This is a genomic window from Undibacterium sp. FW305-107 (genome assembly GCF_058788535.1).
Window position 1 is genome coordinate 390,053 of the sequence record NZ_JBYTAV010000002.1, and the last position, 20,182, is coordinate 410,234.

At 49.2% G+C, this 20,182-nt stretch carries 17 protein-coding genes and 1 pseudogene; 11 read left to right on the forward strand and 7 right to left on the reverse strand.

Features of this window, described 5'->3' with window-relative positions; genetic code table 11:
• Positions 1-198: pseudogene (locus AC3WQT_RS05875) on the forward strand (methyl-accepting chemotaxis protein); the annotation flags it as partial.
• A 42-nt stretch (positions 199-240) separates the two neighbouring features.
• Here the strand turns inward: AC3WQT_RS05875 and AC3WQT_RS05880 are convergent.
• The 3 genes from AC3WQT_RS05880 to wrbA are packed head-to-tail and all read right to left on the reverse strand — an operon-like array spanning position 241 to position 2,695.
• On the reverse strand, positions 241-1,686 hold the full coding sequence (locus tag AC3WQT_RS05880; RefSeq protein ID WP_492702856.1) for an FAD-binding oxidoreductase: 1,446 nt from the start codon (positions 1,684-1,686) through the stop codon (positions 241-243).
• Entirely contained in the window at positions 1,686-2,087 is a 402-nt protein-coding gene (locus AC3WQT_RS05885) for a DUF2069 domain-containing protein (protein ID WP_492702857.1), read from the reverse strand. The genes AC3WQT_RS05880 and AC3WQT_RS05885 overlap by 1 nt, the downstream gene beginning before the upstream one ends.
• The gene (gene wrbA, locus AC3WQT_RS05890; RefSeq protein ID WP_492702858.1) at positions 2,084-2,695 is read right to left on the reverse strand and encodes an NAD(P)H:quinone oxidoreductase; all 612 of its coding nucleotides are present in this window, start codon (positions 2,693-2,695) and stop codon (positions 2,084-2,086) included. The genes AC3WQT_RS05885 and wrbA overlap by 4 nt, the downstream gene beginning before the upstream one ends.
• A gap of 74 nt (positions 2,696-2,769) precedes the next feature.
• Between wrbA and AC3WQT_RS05895 the strand changes: the two genes are divergently transcribed.
• Both AC3WQT_RS05895 and AC3WQT_RS05900 read left to right on the forward strand, forming a co-directional pair.
• Positions 2,770-4,023, forward strand: a complete 1,254-nt coding sequence (locus AC3WQT_RS05895) for a YihY family inner membrane protein (RefSeq protein WP_492702859.1) — start codon at positions 2,770-2,772, stop codon at positions 4,021-4,023.
• The gene (locus tag AC3WQT_RS05900) at positions 4,024-5,079 is read left to right on the forward strand and encodes a GNAT family N-acetyltransferase (protein ID WP_492702860.1); all 1,056 of its coding nucleotides are present in this window, start codon (positions 4,024-4,026) and stop codon (positions 5,077-5,079) included.
• A 7-nt stretch (positions 5,080-5,086) separates the two neighbouring features.
• Here the strand turns inward: AC3WQT_RS05900 and AC3WQT_RS05905 are convergent, their stop codons facing one another.
• Together AC3WQT_RS05905 and AC3WQT_RS05910 are read right to left on the reverse strand one after the other, a co-directional pair.
• A complete protein-coding gene (locus AC3WQT_RS05905) occupies positions 5,087-6,505 on the reverse strand; it encodes an undecaprenyl-phosphate glucose phosphotransferase (RefSeq protein WP_492702861.1) in 1,419 nt (472 codons plus the stop codon).
• 79 nt (positions 6,506-6,584) lie between these two features.
• Entirely contained in the window at positions 6,585-7,502 is a 918-nt protein-coding gene (locus tag AC3WQT_RS05910) for a glycosyltransferase family 2 protein (protein ID WP_492702862.1), read from the reverse strand.
• A gap of 207 nt (positions 7,503-7,709) precedes the next feature.
• Here AC3WQT_RS05910 and AC3WQT_RS05915 point away from each other — a divergent pair, with 207 nt between their 5' ends.
• From AC3WQT_RS05915 to AC3WQT_RS05935, 5 genes are read left to right on the forward strand one after another with little or no spacing between them, the layout of a single operon-like run.
• Entirely contained in the window at positions 7,710-8,669 is a 960-nt protein-coding gene (locus AC3WQT_RS05915) for a polysaccharide biosynthesis/export family protein (RefSeq protein WP_492702863.1), read from the forward strand.
• A 5-nt stretch (positions 8,670-8,674) separates the two neighbouring features.
• Positions 8,675-10,102 (forward strand): Wzz/FepE/Etk N-terminal domain-containing protein, encoded by a 1,428-nt coding sequence (locus tag AC3WQT_RS05920; protein WP_492702864.1) that lies wholly within the window; start codon positions 8,675-8,677, stop codon positions 10,100-10,102.
• Positions 10,092-11,027: a CpsD/CapB family tyrosine-protein kinase gene (locus AC3WQT_RS05925; protein WP_492702865.1), complete on the forward strand. Its 936-nt coding sequence runs from the start codon at positions 10,092-10,094 to the stop codon at positions 11,025-11,027. The genes AC3WQT_RS05920 and AC3WQT_RS05925 overlap by 11 nt, the downstream gene beginning before the upstream one ends.
• A gap of 6 nt (positions 11,028-11,033) precedes the next feature.
• Positions 11,034-11,987: a glycosyltransferase family 2 protein gene (locus AC3WQT_RS05930; protein ID WP_492702866.1), complete on the forward strand. Its 954-nt coding sequence runs from the start codon at positions 11,034-11,036 to the stop codon at positions 11,985-11,987.
• A gap of 3 nt (positions 11,988-11,990) precedes the next feature.
• Complete coding sequence (locus AC3WQT_RS05935; RefSeq protein ID WP_492702867.1) at positions 11,991-13,040, forward strand: acyltransferase family protein; 1,050 nt, start codon at positions 11,991-11,993, stop codon at positions 13,038-13,040.
• Here AC3WQT_RS05935 and AC3WQT_RS05940 read toward each other — a convergent pair.
• A complete protein-coding gene (locus AC3WQT_RS05940) occupies positions 13,029-14,348 on the reverse strand; it encodes an O-antigen ligase family protein (protein WP_492702868.1) in 1,320 nt (439 codons plus the stop codon). The two genes, AC3WQT_RS05935 and AC3WQT_RS05940, sit on opposite strands and share 12 nt — an antisense overlap.
• Before the next feature lie 68 nt (positions 14,349-14,416).
• On the opposite strand from AC3WQT_RS05940, the gene AC3WQT_RS05945 reads away from it, so the two are divergent.
• Positions 14,417-16,810, forward strand: coding sequence for an alpha-amylase family protein (locus AC3WQT_RS05945; protein WP_492702869.1), 2,394 nt, complete (start codon positions 14,417-14,419; stop codon positions 16,808-16,810).
• A 379-nt stretch (positions 16,811-17,189) separates the two neighbouring features.
• The gene (gene aceA, locus AC3WQT_RS05950; protein WP_423001656.1) at positions 17,190-18,488 is read left to right on the forward strand and encodes an isocitrate lyase; all 1,299 of its coding nucleotides are present in this window, start codon (positions 17,190-17,192) and stop codon (positions 18,486-18,488) included.
• A gap of 103 nt (positions 18,489-18,591) precedes the next feature.
• Here the strand turns inward: aceA and AC3WQT_RS05955 are convergent, their stop codons facing one another.
• Positions 18,592-19,383 (reverse strand): WecB/TagA/CpsF family glycosyltransferase, encoded by a 792-nt coding sequence (locus tag AC3WQT_RS05955; protein WP_492702870.1) that lies wholly within the window; start codon positions 19,381-19,383, stop codon positions 18,592-18,594.
• Positions 19,384-19,504: 121 nt separating this feature from the next.
• Here AC3WQT_RS05955 and AC3WQT_RS05960 point away from each other — a divergent pair, with 121 nt between their 5' ends.
• Positions 19,505-20,170, forward strand: coding sequence for a phosphoribosylanthranilate isomerase (locus AC3WQT_RS05960; protein ID WP_492702871.1), 666 nt, complete (start codon positions 19,505-19,507; stop codon positions 20,168-20,170).
• Positions 20,171-20,182: the final 12 nt, after the last annotated feature.

Consider the following 20,182-nt stretch of genomic DNA (forward strand, 5'->3'; position numbering starts at 1 on the left):
ATTACGCAAATGGATGAAATGACGCAACAGAATGCGGCATTGGTTGAGCAGGCAGCGGCTGCGGCAGAGAGTATGGAGGAGCAGGCGGTAGAATTGACACGCGCAGTGAGTGTGTTCCATCTGCCATCCACCATGCAGGCTGCAGAAGTAGCCGGGCCGCAAGCGCGGCGCTTTACACCACGACAATTAAGTAATTGAGATATGTCCCTTCCTCAATGCCCTCGCTGGCATTGAGGTGAGTTACAAGACCTTGCCAGGGTTCATTAAATTTTGCGGATCCAGCGCGGCCTTGATGGTGCGCATCATGGATAATTCCAGCTCAGATTTATAGAGTTTGATTTCATCCCGCTTCAGCATGCCCAAGCCATGTTCGGCAGAAATCGACCCCTTGAATTGATGCACATGGTCGTGGACTATACGGTTGATAGCGGCTTGTTGCAAGACGAAGTCAGCATCGCTGCTGCCAACGGGTGCCGAGACGTTATAGTGCAAGTTGCCATCGCCCATATGACCAAAGCAGACGATCTGGCAGCCGGAAAATGTGGCTGTTAATTTTGCATCCGTGATTTGTATGAAGCGGGGTATCTGTGAAACTGGTATGGAAATATCATGCTTGATATTCTTGCCTTCCCTGGCCTGTGCTTCGGAAATATGCTCGCGTAGCTTCCATAAAGACCTGGACTGACTGATAGATGTCGCGCAAACGGCATCAGCAGCATGGCCATCATTGATCGCCTGTTCCAGAACCTGCTCCATGAGTGCAATCGCATGGCTTTCTGATTCGTGATCAGACATTTCCAGCAAAGCATAATAAGGATAACTGCGAGGGTCGCTGCACCCGAATGGATGTTGGAATTGCGGGAAATGCTTGAGTACCAGTTGCAGGCTGAAGTCAGATATCAATTCAAACGCAGTCAGGGTAGGGCCCAGCGCATCCTGGCTATGGTTTAATAAGGCCAATGCGGCATCTGTACTTTCCAGTGCAGTGAATGCGGTAATTTGTGCGCGTGGCTGCGGGAATAATTTCAGAACGGCTGCCGTGATGATACCCAGTGTGCCTTCTGCACCTATTAACAAGTCGCGTAAATCATAACCAGTATTGTCCTTGCGCAGGCCGCGCAAGCCATTCCAGATTTCACCCTGTGCCGTGACGACTTCCAGCCCCAGACATAATTCTCTGGTGTTACCGTAACGCAATACCGCGGTGCCACCAGCGTTGGTGGACAGGTTGCCACCTATGGTGCAACTGCCTTCTGACGCCAGCGATAAGGGAAATAATCTTTGCTTTTCGCTTGCAGCAACCTGTACCTGAGCCAACAGGCAACCAGCTTCCACCGTTATCGTGTTATTGGCGACATCAACAGCAAGCACACGATTCATGCGCTTCAATGAGATGACTACAGCGTGGCCAGACTGGTCGGGTATGCTACCCAATACCAGACCAGTATTGCCGCCTTGAGGCACGCACGCGATATGGTACAAGGCGCACAGTCGCACCAGGCTGGCAACTTCATTGGTGGATTGTGGCAACAGCACGGCCAGTGCCTTGCCCAGATGGCGCTGGCGCCAGTCTATCAAATACGGGTATTGGTCCGCTGCATTTGTGATGACGAAATCATTTCCCAGAATGCTGACACAGCCCGCAAGAAATTCTGTTTGCATGATATCGACTTCACTCATTGCCATCACTCTGCCGCTGACTTCGCTGCGTTTGCTTTCACCAGTGCTTTGGCGGCTTTTTTCAAGGGGCGCAAATACAGGATGATGGAGATAAAAAACAGCATGGACAGTGCGACCTCTGCATAAGCCAGGGCCATGGAAAGGGGGAGGCGGTCACTGTACGCCCTGACTATTCCTTCTGTGAAGTACAGCCAGATCAACATCGAAGACCATTGCATGGTGTAATTATCGCGCTTCAATACACCACGCAAAGGTATTAGCAGTGGCAGGACCTTAAGCACCATCCATGAGCCACCTGGGCGCAGCGGTGCCAAAAACCATTCCCAGCAGATGCATAGCAAGAGCAAAGCGATCAGACTGGCGGAAGCGAGCAGGTAATATTTTTTTTCTGGTGTTGCCGTACTCATGCTGAAGCCTGTAATTTTTTGCTGACTTCAGCCAGACGTTTACCTAGTGCGATTGCCAGTTTTCGACTATCTTCCGAAATAGCTTGTGCACCATCCTGACCAGCCCAATGGGTCGCACCATAAGGGCTGCCACCAGTTGTTGTTGTCATCAGTTCAGCGTGACTATATGGCAGGCCCAGCATCAGCATGCCATGGTGCATGAGTGGCAGCATCATACTGAGCAAGGTCGATTCCTGGCCACCGTGCATACTGCCGGTAGAGGTAAATACGCAGGCTGGCTTGCCAGTCAGGGTGCCGGATAGCCAATCAGCTGCCGTGCCGTCCAGAAAATACTTCAGGGCTGCAGCCATATTGCCGAAGCGGGTAGGGGAACCCATGGCAAGTCCAGCGCATTCTTTGAGATCAGACAATTCCACATAAGGCGCACCTTCTGCTGGCACGTATGAGGCCGTTGCTTCTGTCACAGTGGAAACTGCAGGTACGGTGCGCAGGCGTGCGTTGCAGCCAGGTACGCTTTCTATACCCTGGGCAATAAATTCTGCCATTTTTCTGGTATTGCCATGCCGTGAGTAAAATAAAACTAAAATCGTGAGTTCTTGTGTAGTCATGCTTGTATTATAGAAGTCTTTTTTCCTGGTCTCTCGTTAAAATCGAGGCATTTATATCTCTAGCTGCAAAAACTATGCGTGGTCTGTCGTGGAAACAAATACTCAATCTCTTCAAATTTGCCCTGCAGCGTCTGCAGGAAGGCCGTTTGCCACAGGTTGCAGGTAGCCTGACTTTTACCACGGTACTGGCCCTGGTACCGATCCTGACTGTGGCTTTTGCCATTTTTACGGCTTTTCCGCTATTTAATACCTTCCGCACTTCGCTGGAGGCGTATTTTATTCAAAGTCTGATGCCCAAGGGGATTTCCAATACAATTTTGGGTTATTTGACGCAATTTGCTACCAAGGCGACCCGTGTTTCTGCTATCAGCGGTGTGGCTTTGATGGTGACTGCTATTGCCACCATGGCAATGATAGACAAGTCATTCAACCAGATATGGCAGGTCAAACGCTCGCGCCCAGCCTTGCAAAGGTTGCTGGTGTATTGGGCGATTGTCACTTTGGGGCCTTTGCTGGTTGGTGTTTCTATTTCCAGTACTTCTTACTTGTTCACTGCCACCAGTGGTGTGGTGGGTGCTGTGCCGTTTCTGGGGGCAGTATTTTATACTCTGACCTCGATTGCCTTCACGACAGGCGCATTCACCTTGCTGTATCTGGTAGTACCAAATCGCTCGGTTGAATGGCGCGATGCTGCCTGGGGCGGTCTGTTCGCAGCGGTGGCATTTGAAATTGCCAAGCGTATATTTGCCAGCTTCGTCATCCAGTTTCCTACCTATACCATTGTGTATGGTGCCTTGGCAGCTGTGCCTTTGTTTCTGGTCTGGATTTATGTTTCCTGGCTGATTATCCTCATAGGGGCGGTCATCGCTGCTGCATTGCCTGTCGTCAAATTTGAGCGCTGGTGGCATGTGCCTACCCCAGGTAGTGCTTTTGAAGATGCTGTCAGCATCTTGCAGGTACTGGTCGATGCACGCCTGGCTGATGCTACCGCTGCGGTCAACGTCAATACCATACGAACCGAGACCAGACTGGGTATAGATGAAATTGAAGGTTTGCTGGAACGCATGTCAGAAGCAGGCTGGGTTGCAAGAGTGACGGTGAACACGACGGCTTCGCGCAGTCGCTTTTGGCTACGCAAAAATGAGGCTGGGGCTGAGTTGTGGATCATGCTGGTGAATCCTGCCAGCTTGCGCTTGTCCGATATTTATCGTTTGTTTGTCTTTGATTCAACCCGCCAGAGCCAATTATCAAGCCTGGTTGATCAAAGTATAGAAAATGGCTTGCAACAAAGCCTGCAGACTTATTTTTACCCGGCGGAGCGGGCTTAAATGAAATTCCGTTTGATCAGGGCAAAAGAACTTGACACGCCTTTAGTTGCGCGCTGGGCGGAGTTGCGCAGTCAAAACCCTGTTTACGATAGCCCTTATTATTCTCCGGCTTTCACCACCATTATCGCCAATGCCAGGGAAGACGCACGTATTCTGGTATGTGAAGATGCTGGTCATATAGTTGGTATCTGGCCCTTTCATGCACTGAGCAGCTTTCGTGCTGTATCCATAGGTGATTTCCTGGCCGATTATCAGGGGCCGATATGTGAGGCACCCCTGGATTTACGCTTCAGTGATGCCTTGAGCGCCATGCAATGCCGCTACTTCGCCTTTAACCATATGCCAGCGGATCTGGGCAAGTTCAGTCAATATGCATGGACGCACAGTCAGTCGCATATTCTGGATTTAACGGGTGGTTTTGATGCTTATGCGCAGCGCCTGACCGACAGACGTGACGCTTCACTCTTGAAAAAGGTGGCAACCAATGAGCGCAAACTCAGTAAAAAATCGGGTGAGTTGCGTTTTGAATTGCTAAGCGTTAGCGACGCAGATTTCGCCGCCTTGATAGCAGGGAAGCGTGATCAGTTTCAGCGCACCGTAGGGGCTGAGCATGATATTTTCAGGCTGGATTGGGTCAGGCAGGTAATGGATGAAATCAGGGCAGCAAATGCCTCTGATTTTGCTGGTATGTTATCGACGCTGTATGCGGGCGACACATTGATAGCGGCGCATTTTGGTATGCGTTCCGGCAAGGTCTTGCATTACTGGTTTCCCTGGTATCACACAGATTTTGCTGAATATTCACCTGGCTTGATTTTACTGGCGCAATGCGCCAGACATGCCACACAAATGGGGATAGCTACGATAGATTTGGGCAGGGGAGACCAGGCTTATAAATTACGTTTTGCCACAAGCGCGCATCAACTGTGTGAAGGGGCTGTCAGTTCGCCAGCCATCTTGAGCAAAGTGCAGGCTGGTCTCTATCACGGCAAGCAAATGTTGAAAACATCCAGCCTGGGGCAGCACTTGCGCAAATTACGTCAGGCTACCAAGTAGACCAGGGTTAATAAGCGTTTTTATCACCAAGTACGACCTTGATGGTGCGCCAGATAATAACAATGTCCAGCCAGATGGACCAATGCTGGATGTAGTAAAGATCATATTCAATACGTTCTTCCATTTTTTCCAGAGTCTCGGTTTCACCACGCAAACCATTGACTTGCGCCCAGCCAGTGATGCCAGGTTTGATCTTGTGACGAAACATGTAGCCACTCACCAGCTTGCGGTACAACTCATTATGTTCAACCGCATGGGGACGTGGGCCGACCAGGCTCATCTCACCCTTGAGCACATTGAATAACTGAGGCAATTCATCCAGAGAAGAGCGGCGCAGGAAGCGTCCAAATTTGGTGACACGTGGATCGCCAACAGTGGCCTGTACTACCCGTTCATTTGGATTGCTTTGGCGCATGCTGCGGAATTTGTAGACGTTGATGGGGCGGCCAGCTATCCCATACCTGACCTGTTTAAAAAACACTGCTCCTGGTGAACTCAGTTTGACGCCTATCGCTAACAGCAACAAAATTGGAGACAAAAAAATCAGGCCAAAGAAAGAGCCAAATAAATCCAGCATGCGCTTGGGCAGGGCCGCCAGGCCTATGAATGGCGTTTCTGTCGATGCCAGTACCGGGCGGCCAGCCAATTCACGCAATTGTATGCCCGGCATACCAAAAATCAGTGATTCGGGTACAAAGTAAGTGGATGCAGTGCTGTCTTCCAGAATTGCAATAATTTCTGCCAGTTCTGGCGGTTCCCTGGTATTCAAGCCTATGAAGACCACATCGACGTTGACGTGGCCTGTCTCGGCATCAACAATCCAGGCGGCGGCGTCGCTCAAGTCGCCCAGTCTTTCCAGATTGCTGGGCGGGCGCGACTCATTCCTGTTATCGAAAAAGCCGACGAAGTCAATCGCAGCCAGTGGTGTATTGCGCAGCGACTCTACCAGGTCCGAGCAAGCCGAATTTGACCAGATCAGCACTGCCTTGCGTCTTCTTGTAGGGTTGGAGTAATAATATACAGCCAGCTTGCGCATGATCAGCGCAGTCAGCAAAAGCGTGAATGGTGTGGTGAACAACCAGATCAGCATGACTGCCCGTGACAGTCGTTCGGCAGACTTGTCGACGTAAGCACTCAATAATACAACCATGAACACTACAAACCAGCGTGCAGTAATACTGGGGAAGGCGGCCAGTACGTGCTTTTCCTGTAGTGTTCCCAGTAGCTGTTGGCTGGAGAAAACGATGATGCTGGAGAGGCCGGCAATCAACATGCGTACGCCAAAAATCTCAGTATCCGCGTGATTGGAATACAGGATGATGCCCAGCAGTGTCAGGTAGGTCGTTATGCCAAATGCAACGCCTGTGAATGCAGCCAGAATTTGCGCTGATTGTGAAGTGTTGGAGGCGGGTGAAGCATTGAGCATGATTGTGGGGTTTTTCGCTTATATTTCTGGGATTGATGCGCTAGAAATTCTTTTCGCACAAATTACTGTGCACGAATGTTTAGTTTTTTTGCCCTGACAATAGTTTTTTGATCTTCCCAAGCTGCCAGCGATGCAGGTGTTCCCGGAATTCAGGGTTTTCATATCTGGGCGCACGCTTTATTGCAGCACCAAGGTAACCTGCAATAATGAGCAAACCGCCAATGACAAAAGGTTTTTCACGCATGCGGAAAATCCCTGAGGCCAGCGCATACAAGGGGTGGTAGCCCATGAACCAGATGCCGCGCCCCCAGCGCAGACGACCCCGATACACGTTCTTGTCAGACGAGCCCATCAGGCGGTGATGCATGAGTATGGCGTCAGGATGCAAAAAGCTTTTGGTCGTCCAGCCTTTCATGCGGGCAGTATGCACATCAATACCATCCCACAGGACTTCTTCCACAAAGCCGCCGATTTCTTCAAATGCCGTTCGACGGTAGAGCTTGAACTGACCAGCGACATGCTCATCAATGATGATTTCTTCTATCCTTTGACCTTCTTCTTCACGAAAGACCTTTCCTGACACTGCGGCCAGTTTGGGTTCAAGGGCAAATTGTTCAAACATGCATTCAAGATAGCGCGGTCCAAACGACATATCGCCATCCAGCTTGGCGATATATTCATAGTCCTGATGCTCAATTTGGGTGATGCCAAATTTAAAAGCGGCGACCACACCGCCACCGACCTTGCGAAAACCACGGTCGGGGCGCTGCACCAGCCGGATAAATGGGTGTTCGGCGGCATATTCGCGGACGATATCAGCGGTACCATCTTGTGAGCCGTCATCGACGATGATCCACTCTACCGGTTTGACTGTTTGCGCTACCATCGAGTCCAGCGTCAGCCTGATCAGATCGGCTTCATCACGTACCGGCGCAATAATGACCAGCGGGACCACTCTGGCAGGACTTGCTGATGGTAGTGTACTCGGGCTTTGCATAATTAGTCTTTCTTACTTTTATTTGCATGTTAACTGAGCTTTGAGTTGCCCACAATTCAATAAAGGTTAATTTTTGTAATTAAATAGCAATGCTATTAGCGCTGCTACCTTATTGCTACAGGGTTTTGTTGTCCTGACAAAAATTTGCATCTATTCTTACTATTGCAATATAAAATGAAGTTCTTTCTATGAAATGTCCCAAGTCAGATGACAATTTGGTCCAAATTTTCTGCTTATTCTGAAATAACTGCCCGTAAACTGCTGACTGCAGTGCTGGTCTTTGCTTTTATTGGACAACTGCAAGCACAAGAAATCAAGACTGGCCCGGCAAATGGCATGAAACTGGAAAACCAGCTTTTGCAATTGCCTCAGACAGATAAAACACCGGCACCCGCAAAAAATACTATGGATGAACTGCCAGGCGAGGCTGCTGCTGACGTAATAGGTGAGGGCGATCAATTACTGATTACTGTGTTTGGGCAGCCCGACCTGACTGCCGATGTCACCATAGGTGAAAGTGGTGTCATTACCTTGCCTTTGGTTGGTACTGTCGAAGTCAAGGGTAAGACTGCGACAGAAATTGCCGCCATCTTTGCAAAAAAACTGGAACAAGGGCAGTACATCAAAAATCCCAGGGTTTCCATTAAAGTCATGCAACAGCTAAGCCGGACTTTTTCTGTGCTGGGTGAGGTATTGCGGCCAGGGCGTTATCCCCTGACGGGGCAAATCAGTATTCTGGAAGCCTTAAGCCTGGCCGGTGGCGTTTCGCAAAAAGCAGAAAAGAGCTTGCGCATATTGCGCCGTGAGCCAGGTAAGTCTGCTTCTGAGCTGCAAGAATATGCGTCTTTAAAGCTTGAACTCGACGCTACAAAACTCGCACCCGAGCTGGCACAAAAAATTCAACCGAATGATGTTTTATTCGTCCCCTTGCAAAAGAATTTTTATGTCTATGGTGAAGTGCGTCGTCCCGGTGAATATCCCATGGAAGATGATTTGAATGTCATGCGGGTATTGTCCATAGGTGGTGGTGTTACTGACAGGGGCTCGGTGCGGCGTATCATCATCCATCGTAAAACGGAAAGTGGTGAATTGCGCGAAATTTCGTCTGGCATCACTGACAAGGTGTTGCCGGGTGATGTGGTGTATATCAAAGAAAGAATATTCTGACGTCTATGATAAAAACCTCCCCCAGTGAATTGGTACTATCCTTTGCACAAATAGGCGCGATGATACGGGCGCGCCAGTTGTTGATCGCTTTCGTCATGATAGTTGCGGTTGTTGGTGCTGCGGTGGCCAGCTTGATGTTGCCAAAAACCTATGTTGCAGTAGCTGATATTTTCATCGATTACCGCGTCAACGACCCTATCGGTGGCAGGCAATTTCATCCCATGCAGGATGAGAGTTATCTGCAAACGCAATTTGATGTCATCAAGAGCGTGCAAGTGGCTGAGCGTGTTATTCAGGCTTTGGGTTTGCAAACTACGCCTGAGGCCAAGCGCTTTGTGCAGAGATATGGCGAGCAACGCGGCTTGCGGGCTCTGGCCGAAACCATCGTCAGGAATACCGATGTTTCACCACATAAGAATAGCCGCGTCATAGAAATCCAGTATTCATCAAGTGACCCCAGGCATGCCAAGGATGTTGCCAATGCCATAGTCAAAGCCTATATAGACCTGTCGCTGGAGATGATGAATGCACCAGCCAGGGCGCGGCGCGATCAATACAATGCCCAACTCGAATCCATGAGCAGGCAGATTGATGAGTTGCAGAAAAAACTGACCGCTTATCAACAGGAGTACCAGATCGTCGATGTCGATGAAAGAGCTGACCTCGAATCCAAGCAAATGAATGCCTTAAGTGTGCGTTTGATCGACATACAACTGCAAAGAGTGGAGGCACAAGCCAAGCGCCAGTCTCTTGAGAAATTGGTCAGAGGGGGCAGTCCTGAATCAGATATTCCTGAAATTGCAGGTATAGGTCATATTTCAGGGTTGAAAGCAGCCTTGATATCACTTGACGTTCAGTTGGCAAATGCAAAAATCACCCTGGGGCCGCGTCACCCAAAATATATGGCGATCAACGATGAGCGTCAGGCATTGCTGGACAAATTGAAACGTGAATCTGCCACAGCATTTGATATGCTGGGCGCGGCAGAGGCACGCCTGACTCAACAAGAAAAAGCGATAGAAACAGAAATTGCCAGTTACCAGAAAAAGACTTTTGAAAACAAAAAGCACAGGGACGTTATCAGTTCTTACCAGCGTCAGCTCGACAGCGTACAAAAAATCTACAATGCGGCAATCCAGAAATTTGATGAATTGCTGATGACCAGTAATGTGGCAATCTCCAATGCCTCAGTCATGCAATGGGCTGAATTGCCTGAGAAGCATGCCAAGCCTTTGCTGCGCAATAATCTGGTGTTTGGTTTGCTGGCCGGCCTGGTATTTGGATTTGGCCTGGCTTTCTTGTTGGAATTGATGAACCGTCGCGTGCGTTGCCTGGAAGATCTGGAGCGTGAATTTGATGAACCTGTGATGGCAAAAATTGGATTTGATGAAAAACTGACTGGCAATGGACAAGGTGGTTTGCATGCAAGCTGAACCCATGAACCAGCCAGCCTCAAAAATAGGGCGACTCGGCGAGTTATTCCTGCAAAAAGGTTTGCTCACACCTGAACAGATTGATCAGATCGCTCAACTGCAAAAAGAAAAGAAACTCAGGTTTGGTGATGCAGCCCTGGCGCTTGGTTATTTGACTCAGATACAGCTTGATCAGGCTTTGGGCGAGCAATTCGGCTATTCAACCAAGGACTTGATGAACGGCCGCGCCGACAAGTCTCTGAAATTTTTCTATTTCCCCTTCAGTAAAGAGGCTGAAGAAATTCGCCGCCTGCGCAGTGAGTTGCTCTTGAAGTTCAGTGGGCAGGATAAAATCAGGATCACCCTGGTCAGCCCTGCACGTCGTGACGGTAAATCCTATATGGCCGCCAGCCTGGCGATCGCTTTGTCCCAAGTCGGCAAGCGCACTTTGCTCATAGATGCAGATCTGCGCAGTGGCAATCTGCATGAATATTTCTCTTTAGGTAAGCCGGATGGTTTGTCTTCAGTACTAGCCGGACGTATTACTGCAGCCGGTGTCTTGATACAACTCATGCCGAATTTGCATTTTTTACCCTCAGGGCCACAACCTCCAAATCCGCTGGAGATTTTACGCGCCCCGCGCATGCGTGAATTGCTGGAATCCTGCTCCGACCAGTTTGATGCTTTTGTCGTGGATACGCATACGGCCACTCTGGCATCTGACGCACAAATGGTTGCCCACCAAACGGGTAGTGTCTTGCTGGTAGCAAGAAAAGATCATACCTATGTCGATGAATTGCGTCAGGCCAAAGCCGATATGCAGGCTGCCGGTGTCGAAGTATTGGGCACGATTTTCAATCAGTATGAACTTGCAGGTGCGAACCGGTTTGCACCATTTACCTGGGGTATGCGTTTGTTGTCCAGATTGTTCCGGCGAAAAAACTGAGTTCTCATGGCTGAGTTGAGTATTTGTATCTGCACCTATAAAAGACCAGAGTTATTGCGGCGCTTGTTGCAAGCCATTTTGACGCAGACCTTGCGAGATGTGGCGATAGAGCTTGTCGTTGTGGATAATGACAACAATCAGTCTGCAGCAAAAGTGCTAGGCGAGATGGCTGCCAGTTTCGAGGGTAGACTCAAGTCGCTGAACCTGGCGAATTCGAATATCTCATTGGCCAGGAATGCAGCGATAGCTGCTGCCAGCGGGAACTGGATAGTCATGATCGATGATGATGAAGTACCGGTGCCTGACTGGCTGGAACAGCTATTGAAAGTACAAAAGGCTGAGCAAGCCGATGTCGTGTTTGCCCCAGTATTACCTGAATACTCTGAGAGTACGCCAGCATGGATACGTGAGGGGGGCTATTTCGATCGCCGCCGCATGCCTACTGGCACAAAAATAGATCACAAGGACGCCCGCAGTGGCAATGTCCTGATCCGTCGCTCAATACTGCAGGATATAGCTTCCTCACAAAAAGACGGCATAGGCCCGTTTGATCCCGCTTTTGGTACTACTGGTGGCGAAGATACCATGCTGTTCCGCCGCCTGGATAGGCTGGGTGCTGTCATGGTCTGGTGTGATGAGGCGCCGGCAGATGAATTTATTCCGGCGGACAGAGCAACCGCAAAATGGTTGCTGCAAAGGTCTTACCGCACCGGGCAATTATTCATACGTACCGAACTGGCGATGAAAGAGGGCAACAAGAAGATCGGCCCTGCATTGATACTCAGTGCCCGTGCTTGCGTGCAATTTTTCCTGGCACTGATATTCGCGTTGCTGCTATTGCCCTTCAAGTTCTTGCGCAGTTTCACCTGGCTAAGAGTGGCTGCGTCACAATTGGGCAAGCTCAGTTATTTTTGGGGTAGTGCCAGCCACGCATATGGCAGCCAGCCAGCAAAGAAATAGTTCATGACGGTTCATCAATCTCATCGCTTGCAGGCTCTGGACGGCTTACGTGCTGTATCCATTGCGCTGGTTTTTTTATCGCACATAGGATTTGGCCATCTCTTCCCTGGTGGTCTGGGCGTGACTATTTTCTTTTTTATCAGTGGCTTTATCATTACCAAGCTGATGCTGGCAGAGTGGGATGCCAGCGGCAGCATGAGCATAAGAAATTTTTATCTGCGCAGGATATTCAGGCTGACACCAGCCTTGCTGGTTTTTGTATTGACGTCGCTGATATTGATGTGTGTGGTGGGAGATCACTGGGAGTGGGAAGAGGTCGCCTCAGTCTTTTTTTATTTTGCGAATTACTACGGGATTTATTCAAGCTTTAGCGGTGAGTTGATCAAGCAACCGCTGGCGATTACCTGGTCATTGGCGGTGGAAGAGCATTTCTATTTTATTTTCCCTTTTCTTTTCATGGGCTTCGTCAGCGTGCCTAAGCGTTTTTTGAGCCTGATTGTAGCAATTCTTCTCGCGATGCTGACCTGGCGCATCTATCTCGTGCTTGACATAGGCCTGGATAATTTACCGCATTACAGGATTTATACCGCAACCGATACCCGTGCTGATTCAATATTGTATGGAGTTGCCCTGTCGCTGGTATTCGCACGCTATTCAGACTTTGCGCAGCAATTGTCACGTGGGCGGATTTTCTTTCTTGGTGTATTTTTGCTTTTACTGACCTTGGCAATACGTAGCGAAGAATTTCGTGAATCTTTGCGCTATTCCATGCAGGGCGTCGCCTTGTTTTGCATGTTCCCAGCCCTGGTCTATGGGAAAAATGGGATAAGCAGTTTTCTGAAATGGTCGCCAGTTGTTTATCTGGGACGCATCAGTTACTCCCTGTATCTATATCACTGGCTGGTGACGCATAGCGTCGCCCATTTTTTGCCAGAATTGACAACACTGCCGAGAATAATGCTCATCACTTTGTTGTCTTTGGTGCTGTCCCATTTGTCATATCGTTACATAGAGCAGACTTTTCAGAATCTTGGGCGCAAATTAATGGATTGACGCTTTCTGTGCCAGTTTAAATCGCCGACTGGAAGAGCTGACAGCGATGAGGCTGAAGATAAAGAATACGTTCTGGAATACAAAACCGCGAAACAGGCTGCTTTCAGTGAAATTGGTAATGATGACCACAACCAGCATGGCGGACCAGAAGGCGGCTTGCTGCCTGTCCTGATGCGACAGGGTGACCAGCATTTTTGCTTGCATCAACAAGGTCAGGATCACCAAAATCAATCCAACCAGACCTTGCTCATTCAAGATATCCAGATAGCCATTGTGGGACTGCAAAGGTATCCAGTGCAGGGCATCAATCACAAATTGAGAGAGGCTGTCTGGCCCCAGCCAGAATGCGCCATAACCCAGGCCAAACAGATAATGTTTGTTAATTTCCATTTCAACCAGTTGCCAGACATCGGTGCGGCCAGTCAGGTCTGTACCTTTGCCAAACAAACCAGCAATAGGTGATGCAGCTTCTTGCCAGGTAGGCAGGCGAGACTCTTGCATAAAGAAAATATAGATGGCGATGGTGAGCAGGCAAATCACTGCCATGCTGGCGCGTGTCAACGAGTAAGAAGAAGAAATATGTCGCTTGCGCAGCATATGAAAAACACCTGAGGTCAGCAAGGTGATGATCATGCTGGTAGAGCTTTTGCTCATGACCAGCATGAAGAAAGAAAACAGTATGCCTGGCACCAGACTCCTGATGCCCACGGTTTCAGTGCAAGCCTTGATCTGCCATAATAAGATGCTGAGGGCGGCAACCTGGCCCAGTTCATTTTTTTGTGACAAGGCACCACGCCATGCGCCGCCCAGATCGTAGTCTATGCCTATGGTGGGGACTGCGACTGCCATAAAAAAAGACAGTATCAGCATGCCCGTCAATGTGTACAGGACATAATTCACCATCATTTTCAGTGGGCGATCAGCCAGTTGTATGCTGAAACCTATCATGACCAGACCGTAGAGCTGTATGGCACGTTTAAAGGTGGTTGCAGGCAAGGGTGACCAGGCACTTGATGCCAGGCACCAGATCAGCACGATCGCCAGGAAAGGGTTCATGGCCCGTATATCCTGCAAGGCTTCAGGCAAATGGCGATAAAGGATGAATGATGCCAATAGAAACAGGCTGCCCCATTGGAGTTTAGTGGTCAGCGATCCTTCCATGGTCAGGGCGGAAGAGCCGGTATAGTCCCAGGATATGCCATAAGGTAACAGGGAAAAAACCACGAACAGAATGATCATCAGTTTGACGATTCTGGTTTCCAGCAGGTTCAGGCTGGTATTGCCGGGCAGTACGGACAAATTTTGCATTTCTCAATACTAATGTCATGTGTTTGTGCGATATTCTAATGGCTACCTTGTCTGTTGCGACCCAAACTATGAAGTATTTTCGATTGCCAGTATTTTTTGCCTTCAGATTGACGCTGCTGAGTCTTGTCTGCCTCTTCCCGTCTTTCGCAACAGCCGGTGATATTGCCTGGTATCGCTTTGAAATCAATGAAGACGCCTTGTCGCCGGTGGTGGATTTTGGCGGCATGAATCACGCTTTGGAAGCCGCTGACCGGATATTCGTCAAGCAGGGACATTTTTACCGGGTAGGGCCAGATGGCAGGGCGGCTACAAAAGACGATGCACGCGTGCGCTTCTTTGGTATCAGCTTGTCCAGTGCTGCAAATTTTCCTGAAGAAAAAGATGCGCAAAAAATAGCCCGTCGTTTGCGCAGGCTGGGTTTCAATGCAGTGCGGCTGCACCATCTGGACAGTATCCTCAGTGATAGCCAGGATCAACCACGTGGTATTTTGACCACAGCGGCATATCCCAGCTTCAATGAGGCAGCATTGCGGCGTTTGCGTGTTTTTATTGACGCGCTCAAGGCCGAGGGCTTGTATATCAATCTGAATTTGCATGTGGCTTATCAATTTCGCCCCGCCGTTGATCAGGTCACGCCCCTGATGACTGGCGAGCAAATGCCTTTTGCCAGCCATCCCTTGCATCTATTCGAGCCGCGCATGATCAGTCTGCAGGCAGAATATGTGCAGCAGTTATTGCGCAGGCTGGATCTCAAGGACGAGCCTGCTTTGGCCATGGTGGAAATCAATAATGAATCTTCCCTGTTGGGTGCCTGGCAGCGTGGCCAGCTGGATGGTTTGACTGGCGAATATGAGAGAGCTTTGCAACAGCATTGGCAAAAGTGGGTGCTGCGCCAGCATGGACATGCGGATAATGTCTGCAAGCTATGGGATAGTTGCTCGTTGACGCGCAAAGGTGTTATCAATGTCAAGTCGTCTGAAGCTGCCATATTGGAATATGGTGAAGGCTGGGTCGCCGGCGTGCAGCGCTTTTCACGGCGGGCCATCAATAAATTGGGTTGGGAGACGCCAGTCTCCTTGCAGCAGCAATATCGTCCCCATCAAAAAGGCAATGGCCGCAGGGTATTGGATTATGTGCGGTTTTTATCTGATCTTGATCAGCAATATTTAAATCTCATACGCAAAACTATTCGACAGGAAGCAGGGGATTTGTTGCCTGTGACTGGTACCCAAATGTATTTCGGTGGAGTTGCCTTGGCCGATGCGCAACAGCAGATGGATTATGTTGATGAGCATTTCTATGTTGATCACTATGATTTCCCTCGTAAGGAATGGGACAGAAATGACTGGCGCATCCGCAATAGCTCAGTCTTGCGTGAGGGCTGGCAATCGTTGTTGCAGCGTGCCTATGTGCGTGATGCACGCAAGCCCTTTGTGGTCAGTGAATTTAATCAGGCTTTTCCAAATCGCCAGTCTGCAGAAATTTTGCCCGTCATGAGTGCAATTGCCAGTGCCCAGGATTGGGATGGACTGTTTCTGTTTCAATATATAGACGGTGATCGCTGGCTTTCTGTTCCTGACAGCTTTGGACTAAGCGGACATAGCGGTCAATTGGCGGTGAATGGCTTGGCGGCGGCCTTGTTCAGGCAATACCAGGTGCAGCCATTGCCAACCCAGATGAATATAAACCTGGCACCGGACGAGCGCACTATGCTGGGTGCCTTGCGTGATGGTGTCAGTGGCGGCGGTTTGCCAGCGTATTTGCAGGCGCAGTACGGCATAGATTATAAACATGCTTTTTATACGCGTGTGGCTATGTTATATGGCACGCAATCCAAGTCAGCAGGGTCAGCACAGCGTACTGCCAGGCTGTGGCATGAAGATGATATGCATTGGGCTGCACCTGGCGGGCAATTGCGTTATAGCGAGTCTGGTCCATGGTTGACGGCTGATACAAGTTATACGCGTTTGTTTGCAGGGCGCAAAGCGCAAGTTTCATCCATGATGGATGTTGACAAATACCTGCCCGCATTCCCAGAAAAAGGGCGGCAATATGGCGTCGTCATGCTGACCAGCCGCGATGCCTTGCCCTTGAAGGACAGCCGCCACCTGCTGCTGGTCTTGAGCGGGGCCACTGCGACAACGCAGCCAGGTGTACAACCTGAGCGCCCCAAGCAATTGATCAATTATGAGGGGCAATCTGCCTGGTGGACGCTGGAGCCTGATTTGGCAACAGCCAGGAAACCCTCAGGTTCACTTGATGGCGCCGCACCTGTCTGGTTGGAGCGGATACCAGTCAAACTATTCCATGCCAGCAAAAGCAAAAAGATCACGATATTTCCTCTGGATGGAAATGGTGTGCGCATGAAGGCTTTGCCAAATACTGCGATCATCAAAAAAACAGATGGTTTTGAGCTGGATTTTGATTTTCCATCACCCTGGTATGAGATTGTACTGGAGTAGGTAAGCGGGAGTCAGCGCTCAAAACTGAGTGTGCCGAATGTATCGCGCTGAAATAAAAGCGTTCTGAGTAAAAAGATTGCAGTTTCTTGCAGGAATTTGAAACTTAATTTTCTTTAAGTAAAAACTTGAATCGCCGAATTTTATAATGTGAAATGAATTTTTCACATTGTGAAAAATAACTATCTCACTGCACAAATTATTTTTCTCATTCTAAGAAATATAATTTCACATCGCAAAAAAGTAAATTTAAGTATATGATTTTAAACGATTAAATATTTGTCATATGTCTTATATAAGACCTTGTTGCTGCGCAAAAAATACTCTATTATTTCTCTCAACGGATTCACTTTTTCATTTGATTTGCCCACAGGAGAGAAACATGACAACTCGCGCACAACAAGTAGCTGAATTGCAAAAAGACTGGGATACCAATCCACGCTGGAACGGTATCAAGCGTAATTACACGGCAGAAGACGTGGTTCGCCTGCGCGGTTCCATCAAGGTTGAACATACTATCGCCAAAAACGGCGCGATCAAATTGTGGGATCTGGTCAATAACGAGCCTTTCATTAATGCCCTGGGCGCTTTGACTGGTAACCAGGCCATGCAACAGGTCAAAGCTGGCTTGAAAGCCATCTACCTGTCTGGCTGGCAAGTTGCTGGCGACGCCAACGTTGCCGGTGAAATGTATCCTGATCAATCCCTGTACCCAGCCAATTCTGTGCCACTGGTTGTCAAGCGCATCAACAACACGCTGACACGCGCTGACCAGATCCAATGGTCTGAAGGTAAAGACGACATCGACTTCTTCGCCCCTATCGTGGCTGATGCTGAAGCCGGTTTCGGTGGTGTATTGAATGCTTTTGAATTGATGAAAGCGATGATCGAAGCGGGCGCATCTGGCGTCCACTTTGAAGATCAACTGGCTTCTGTCAAAAAGTGCGGCCACATGGGCGGCAAGGTTCTGGTTCCTACCCGTGAAGCGATTGAAAAACTGAACGCAGCACGTCTGGCTGCCGACATCATGGGTACATCCACTGTGATTTTGGCCCGTACCGATGCTGAAGCAGCTGATTTGCTGACATCTGACGTTGATCCTAATGACCAGCCTTTCTGCACAGGTGAGCGCACAGTTGAAGGCTTCTACAAAACCAAACCAGGTCTGGAGCAAGCCATTTCCCGTGGCTTGGCTTATGCAGAATATGCAGATTTGATCTGGTGTGAAACTGGTAAACCTGACCTGGAATTCGCCAAGGCATTTGCTGATGCTATCCATGCCAAGTTCCCAGGCAAATTGTTATCCTATAACTGCTCACCCTCTTTCAACTGGAAGAAAAACCTGGACGATGCAACGATCGCCAAATTCCAGAAAGAACTGGGCGCAATGGGCTACAAATTCCAGTTCATCACACTGGCAGGTTTCCATGCATTGAACTACGGCATGTTCAACCTGGCACACGGCTACGCACGTCGCCAGATGTCTGCCTTCGTTGAATTGCAGGAAGCTGAATTCGCAGCGGCAGAAAAAGGCTTTACAGCCGTTAAGCATCAACGTGAAGTTGGTACTGGTTACTTTGATGCAGTGACACAAACTATCCAGCAAGGTAAATCTTCCACGACAGCTTTGCATGGTTCTACAGAAGATGAACAATTCTTTGATGCAAAAAAAGTAGCATAAGTATTTAAAGTAATCTCCCAAGAAAAAACCGCGCAGATTGTTATCTGTGCGGTTTTTTTATTGCATGGTGTGTTGCGTTCTTGGTTTGCTCTGATCTGATGTTTCAGCGCATTTGCTTTTGGACTTTTCTCTCACGCAGCAATAGCCCGATAAAGCGCCAGGCTTGCGTCGTGTAGCGTTGCCACAGACGGCGCGGTTCGCTGGCCAGGCGCCAGAACCATTCCATGCCTATCTTTTGCATCCATAAAGGCGCACGTTTCTTCTGGCCCAATGCAAACTCCATCGCCGCACCTACGCACAATATCAGTGGCACATTGTCAGTGGTGAATTGTGCTCGATAACGAAATGCCAGTCTTTCCTGCTTGGGCATGCCCAGGCAAATGAAAAGGATGTTTGGTTTTGCAGCCTGTATGCGCTGTATTGCCATGTCACTTTCTGCACCATCTGCAGTGAACTGCATGGATGGGCAAAAAATATCGACCTTCAACCCAGGATAAGTCTTGGCGAAGGATTCCAGCAAAAGACTCTCTTGTCCCGGCATGCCACCCAGGACAAAAATCGATAAATCTTTTTCTATGCAGCCACGGCACAGCGACACAAACAGGTCGGCACCAGTCACGCGTTCAGGCAAGGGCAGGGCGCACATCTTGCTGGCCCAGATGATGGGCATGCCATCGGCAAAAATATAATCTGAAGTCGCATACAGGGTTTTGAATTCAGGTTCATATTCCAGCTTGGTCATATGATCCACATTCGGCGTCACCACCACACGGCTGGCATGATCACGGCCGCCGGCAACTTCCAGCAAATGCTGATTGGCCTCTGCAAAGCGCATATTGCAGATATCCAATCCGAACAGGCGGGTAATGAGCGGTTGTGTCGCGGGTGAATTCATGATGTGTATGGCTGAAGTGGTAAATTAATTATCGCATAAGAGATACGCGGAAATGCTCAAGGCATGAGGAGTAAATGGATTAAGCAGGTAAAATAAAGCAAACTAAAAACCGGTGGCATCCATGCAACACAGAACCAGAATCAAAATTTGCGGCTTAACCCGACCAGAAGATGTGCGATTCGTTGTCGCGGCTGGTGCTGATGCTTTGGGGTTTGTGTTTTATCCACCCAGCCCGCGCTATGTTAGGCCTGAGGTAGCGGGTGCTTTGTTGCGAGGAGTTCCTCCTTTCGTGATGTCAGTAGGTTTGTTCGTCAATATCGATGAAGCAAGCTTGCAGGAAGTCATAAAACTAGCTCCCGTGCAATTGCTGCAATTCCACGGCGATGAAACCCCTGAGCAATGTGCCAGCTTGGCTGCTGGTGTGAATCGTCCTTTTATTCGTGCTTATCGCGTCAAACCTGACACAAAGCCCGAGGATTTGCTAGAATGTGAGCAGTCTTATCGTAAGGCTAGTCCTTTATTCAGTGGTTTATTGCTAGATACCCATGTTGATGGGTACGGCGGTAGTGGAAAGGTTTTTGATTGGTCTCTCATTCCAAAAGAGCTCGCGCCTCGGGTCGTTTTAAGTGGTGGCTTGAGCGTACAGAACGCGACTGGCGCAGTTAGTCAGGTTCGCCCGTTTGCGGTCGACATCAGCAGTGGTGTCGAAGCGGCAAAGGGTATCAAGGATGAGGCCAGCGTGTGCGCGTTTATCGCAGCAGTGCGTCTGGCAGACAATCAGGAATAGTGATGGTATCTG